This is a genomic window from Williamwhitmania sp., assembly GCA_035529935.1.
Taxonomy (GTDB): Bacteria; Bacteroidota; Bacteroidia; order Bacteroidales; family Williamwhitmaniaceae; genus Williamwhitmania.
In genome coordinates this window covers 1-5,853 of sequence record DATKVT010000094.1, presented here as the reverse complement: position 1 = coordinate 5,853, position 5,853 = coordinate 1, and the positions used below count along the sequence as shown (strand labels likewise).

6 protein-coding genes are annotated in these 5,853 nt (G+C 43.0%); 3 read left to right on the top strand and 3 right to left on the bottom strand.

From position 1 onward, the window contains the following. The 3 genes from VMW01_07245 to VMW01_07235 form a co-directional block, all read left to right on the top strand. The coding region (locus VMW01_07245; protein ID HUW06039.1) for a T9SS type A sorting domain-containing protein at nt 1-1,057 on the top strand (1,057 nt) is incomplete at its 5' end. Between the two features lie 75 nt (nt 1,058-1,132). Further along, complete coding sequence (locus VMW01_07240) at nt 1,133-2,242, top strand: acyloxyacyl hydrolase (protein HUW06038.1); 1,110 nt, start codon at nt 1,133-1,135, stop codon at nt 2,240-2,242. Nucleotides 2,243-2,265: 23 nt separating this feature from the next. Then, nucleotides 2,266-2,982, top strand: a complete 717-nt coding sequence (locus VMW01_07235) for a DUF2807 domain-containing protein (GenBank protein ID HUW06037.1) — start codon at nt 2,266-2,268, stop codon at nt 2,980-2,982. A gap of 12 nt (nt 2,983-2,994) precedes the next feature. Here the strand turns inward: VMW01_07235 and VMW01_07230 are convergent, their stop codons facing one another. The 3 genes from VMW01_07230 to VMW01_07220 all read right to left on the bottom strand — a co-directional run. Beyond that, nucleotides 2,995-3,816: a DUF3108 domain-containing protein gene (locus tag VMW01_07230; protein HUW06036.1), complete on the bottom strand. Its 822-nt coding sequence runs from the start codon at nt 3,814-3,816 to the stop codon at nt 2,995-2,997. 188 nt (nt 3,817-4,004) lie between these two features. Next, nucleotides 4,005-4,805 carry a phosphosulfolactate synthase gene (locus VMW01_07225; protein ID HUW06035.1) on the bottom strand — a complete coding sequence of 267 codons (801 nt, stop codon included), beginning with the start codon at nt 4,803-4,805 and terminating at the stop codon, nt 4,005-4,007. 32 nt (nt 4,806-4,837) lie between these two features. Continuing rightward, nucleotides 4,838-5,853 (bottom strand): tetratricopeptide repeat protein (locus VMW01_07220; protein HUW06034.1); only part of this gene is annotated, 1,016 nt, incomplete at its 5' end.

Here is a 5,853-nt window from a genome sequence, read left to right as displayed (position 1 = left end):
CTCCGATGCCTATGTGATATTTGAGCATCTTTCCGACAATCCGGAAGAGACGCTTCTAGCTAACCATGGCATGTTGCTATGGGGCAATATGAACAATAACTATTTGGAAGCGAGCATGGGGTTCGTTTCCACTTCCGATTTCTCCTGGGTTTCCTACCAGGCTAGAGGTTGGAACGATCCAAATCTACTCGCATACCAAGAGAGCCACGATGAGGAACGAGCGATGTATAAGAATCTCACCTACGGCAATGTTAGCGGTAGCTATAGCATCAAGGGGAATCTCATCACCTCCCTAAATCGAGAGAAATTGGCTTCCCTGTTTTTGATTCCGGTACCAGGACCAAAGATGATTTGGATGTTTGGTGAGCTGGGGTATGACGTATCCATCGACTATAATGGTCGCACTGGTGAAAAACCTATTCACTGGGATTATGAACAGAATCCTGAAAGGATGCTGCTTTACAACCACTACGCCACATTGAATAAGTTGAAACAGGACTATGCACCCTTCTCAGCGACCGATTATACCACCTCATTTACTGGAGCCATTAAGTGGATGAGGCTCACAAAAGATGGAGAAACGGCCTTTATTGTTGGTAATTTTGATGTGAACTCCCAGGTTGTCTCCCTTACACTGCCTAATGCTGGTCGCTGGTATGAATTTTTTCAACAGGATTCAGTCGACATTGCAACACCTAACCTAACTATTACATTAGGGCCTGGTGCGTATAGAATGTATACAGATACGAGACTTATTCAGGCCGACACCTATACCGTTGCCCCAATTATTCCTTCGGTTAAAACCACTCTCACCCTCGATGTCTATCCAAATCCATCGAATGGTGAGCCAGTGTCGATGGCAATAGCTACCTCCTCGCCCATAAAAGGAGAAGTTTCCCTTTATGACATTTCAGGCCATAAGGTAATGTCGCTATACAATGGACTAATACCCGATGGAACAATCTTGCAATTACCCACCTCTTTAAGAGCAGGCATCTATCTTATCCAGGTGAAGTCAGCAAGCCAACAGGTTACCAAAAAGCTAGTGGTATATTAATCTTATGCAAATTATTAGAGCCGGCTTTAGTTAAGCCGGCTTTTTTTTTAATTTTGCCAAACTAATTATTTGGTCATGTTATTGAAACAGCTGTATGCTGTTTTTTTTCTGTGTGTTGCAAGCACTTTTACGCTACAGGCTCAGGAAAAGAACATTGAAAATAATCCCTTTGAACTATCTTTTCGTACACACTATGGATTTCTCGCATACCATCATAATGAGATGCGAATTCTGCAACAACGTCATCTAAGTGCTTTTGAGATTGCCTTTACACACCAGCCCTCACAAGACAAAAAATGGGCAGCGAGCTTTGGTTATCCAGAGTTAGGGATCATGTTTATTCACTTCGATTTGGGAAGCCCTACCTACCTTGGACAAGCTTACTGTATTATGCCCACCTTTAACTTCACATTGAGTGGGCGCGATTCTAGATCGGCATTTTTCTTTCGTCTAGCACCGGGAATAGGCTATGTAACAAAAACATTTAATCGGGTAACCAACTACAAGAATATTGGGATTAGCACGCACCTTAATGCAGCCATTAACTTTTTGGGTGAATACCGTTACACCATTTCCGACCGGCTGAATGTAAAAGCGGGCATCTCCCTCTCCCACCTTTCCAACGGATCGTTTGAGAAACCGAATGCGGGGCTTAACATGCCTACGATGTACATGGGTATGGGCTATCGCTTCCAGTCCAAACACTTCTTTCACTCAAAACTCAATGCCGATAGCCTCAGCGTAAACAAGCACCTATTTACCATTGTTGGTATTGGCGGTGCCAAACAGGATAATCCCATTGGCAGCAAGCGATATCCGGTATGGAGCATCTCTGGTGAGCTTACCTGGCCATCGAGACCTTTTCAAAGGTTTGGTTTTGGATTAGATTATATGCACGATGGCTCCAACAAGGAAAACTTGCAAAGTAATGGGATACCTGTACACTCTAACATTGAAGTCATGCGAATTGGTGCCAATTTAAGGTATGAATTTCAGGTTGGACGTGCATCCATCAACCTCGGTATTGGACCTTACCTTTACCGACTTGATAAAACTGGTGGTCCTTTTTATGAACGACTGGCACTTCGCTACTTTTTTGCACAAAATATTTTTGGACAAATTGCCCTTAAAACCCATTGGGGCAATGCAGACTATGTGGAATATGGGGTTGGGATTCGGCTATGAAAACAAAACTAACACTTTGCCTTTTGCTTGCAGCATCAACGATACTGCCGTCGTGTGAATTAGGTCTCGACTTCTTAAACCCTGCAGGTAAAACAAAAACAGTAGAGCGTCCTTTTCCAACTACAGTAGCGAAGGTAGTAATAGACGATGATGTAGACGTAACTGTATTTATTGACCCGGCAGCCTCTCAACGCGCTGTTGTAACAGCAGGTGAAAATCTCATTTCCGGTATCAAGACAGATATCTCTGACTCTACCATAACCATTAAGAACACAAACACTTTTGCCTGGACTTCCAGCTTCAAGAATAAGAAGCAGGTAACGCTGTATCTCAACAGTAGCTTTGCAACGCTCGAATACTATGGAGATGGAAATGTCAGCGTACTTGATACCATTAAGGAGAATTATTTTACCTATCACTGCAGCGAATCATCGGGAGAGGTATCAATCCTTTTAAAAGCCAATAACGTTGTAATCGACCAGCAGTCAAGCGTTTCAGACCTTCGAGTATTTGGCTCTTGTAATAATGCAACCGTGACCTACCGAGGATCGGGATGGATATACTTGGACAAATTTGTGGCAAACAACATGAGCGTTACCAGCTATGGTAGCGGCGACATCTATGTAAACGTTATCAACAGCCTAATGGTAAGTATTAAAAGCATCGGGAATATAGTATATAGCGGAAATCCAACAATAGCTCTCAGCAAGGACGGTACAGGGAATTTAGTGAAGGAGTAAAACTTATTGGCCTCAAGGTTTTGATATTGGCTCTACAAAGCTGCTCATTGGATATTTTAACCCATGAGCTGTTTCCAATACCGCTTTCACTTTACCAACTAAAATACTGGCCTCCACCATTATGGGAATCTTATTTCGATCGTCGGAAATCCAAACTACAAGATCCTCCCCGCCTTTGAATATTGTTCCTTCAACCAAAAGAACAGAGAACTTTAAGGTATGGAAAGTCCTTCCATCGTGGAGAGTTAACATTTCCTTGCCCAAAAATCGTCCGTATAGCGTGTAAATTTTATTATCGATAGCGATATTGATATATATCTTTTGACCGTATGAGTAGTGAGAATAGTCCAAACATCGTGCATAGTAAACACCGGTTAATACATCAAAAACGTAGTTGTTTAACGCTAAGGTGTCGGATTGACGTCTCCGAGTCGATGTTTCGGACTGAACCATCAATTTGTTGGTTTCGTAGTTAAAGCTGTAGCTATTCCAAATCCTAAAATTACCCTCGTTGCTCTCCTTTGTAAACGAATAAGGCCGTAATGTTGCAGAATCGACAACCGATTCAAATCTATCCCTAACCCTATATATCCAGTCGTAGTTGGGCAAGCTCTGCCCTGACGATTTAAATATATATCGCGGATTCCCCAACGTAGTTTCTGATGTAACGCTAAAGTCAACCTCTCCCGCTTCGATCCAAAAAAATCCCCAATTATAGATGGCCTTATAGTGCAACTTTTCGCCCGAAGAGAATGGACGCCCCTGTGCCATTACCATGGAAAGGTGAAGTAGAAACAAGCTTGAGAAAAGGACAATTTTCAACAAACGCGTCATGATCAAATGGCATTATTGAGGTGTTCAAATTAGTAAAAACAATTATATGTTCTTTCTACGGAATACCAATGGCAATATTTCCAACTTTTATTTACTGCAAAAGGGAACAACAAAGGGGGAAAATTTCCCCCTTTGTCCAATTTGGTGAGCCGTATTAGCTCGCTATCTATTTTTCGGAATAGTGATTATTACTCGCTATCGGGAGTTAAAACATGGCCCTTCTTCATCTCTTCGGGCAGGAAGCAAAAGAAGGTATCACCCCGTAGACCTATTCGTAGCGTTTCAAGCGAAGGAACCTCGTTAACCGCAATATTGCCAAGGTTAACATTGGCGCCAAGCAGCTTCACAAACCAAACCTGCTGGCTCTTAATGGGGGCTTCCCAAATAATGTTCTCCACCTTAACCTGGTTGCGAATATCATTAATGAGGTCAATATCGGCGGAGCCATCAGCCCTGTAAATTCCAACATTACCGCTTTCGCGAGCTTCCGCAATTACCTTAAAAGAGCCAGCCTTGAGTTCGGTGTTCATGCGTCTAACCCACTCCTGGTGGTTGATGGTAACGCCAGCCACCTTAAAACCAACTTCAGAAAGAACAATACGATCTTTGGCTACTCTGGAAATATACTCACACTTCTTGTCATGATCCATAGCCATAGAGCCATCGGATACTTCTGCGGCAGTTACGCCAAACTGGTCTACTAATCGAAGGTAGTCTTCAAATTTATTACGAATGGCAAATGCTTCAAAGAGTGTTCCACCAAAATAGCAATGAATGTTATTTCGCTGATAAAACTTAATCTTTTCTTCAACACGATTGGTTACCATGCCAGTGCCAAATCCAAGCTTAACAAAGTCGATAAGGTGTCCACTCGCGTCCACCATATCCTCAGCCTCTCGAAGGCTCAACCCCTTGTCCATAACCATGGTAATACCTGAAGTACGAGGCTTTGCTGCACGGTCGGGCATGTGGGTAAGGTCAAAATTCATGGGAAATAATTTTAAATTGAAAAAGTTGTATTTTAAAAATGGTCAATATTCTCTTTGGCTTCTGGATACTCGCAAAAAAACTTATTTCCAACCTCTTCATCAAGGGCAATGGCCCTTTTGACATGGTCGATAGCCTTCTTCTTTTGTCCTTTTCTATATTCTAGAATAGCAGCCTGAACAAGAAACTCGGCATCGGGTGCCATTTCAATGCACGATAAAAAGCGGCTGTAAGCTAGATCCTTCTCTCCTGATTCTAAGTATACGTAGGCAAGACCAGCCATTGAATCGACGTCATCCTCCTCAAGTTCAAGTGCTTTCTGGTATGCATGAATTGCCTCCTTTTCCGATCCAAGCTTATGGTACACCTTTCCAAGGCCATACCAGTATTCGGAGTTCACCTCATCATACTTCAAAGCTTTTTTCACAAAGGCAAGGCTTTCAAACAGCTTATTGGTCTCCATCATCACAACCGCCAGGCCAAAATAGGCCTCTGCGTTCTCAGGATCGAGTTCCACTGTTTTTTCGTAAAAAGCGGCAGCAATATCCCACTTTCCCAATTTCTCATAGCATTCACCAATTGAGCAAAGAGCGCTGGTATTATTCTCATCAACCTCCAGGAGTTCGTCGAAGAGGCTAATAGCCTTTGTGTAATTTTCGAGCGAGGCGAAGGTGTGGGCTAAGCTAATTAGGTAAACCGGCATCTCATCATTAATTGCCACGGCGTATTCAAAGGCATCCAACGCCTTGGCGTGCTCACTCTCACGTGAATAGATGAGGCCCAAATTATACCATGCCGAATCGTTAAATGGATCGAAGTCAAGATATTGCGAATAAGCCTTTATGGCTTCGGGCACCTTATCCTGCCTATCGTAGCAGTAGGCTAGATCGAACCACAAATTCTCGTTTTCTGGATCCTCAGTAATGGCTATTTCCAAAAATGGTAACGCATGCTCCGCCTCACCAGCATCGAGCAGCATGGCACTAATATCCTCAATGGCTTCTATCCTATTCTCAACGGTCAGCGCGAGCATTTTTGAGAAACATTCCA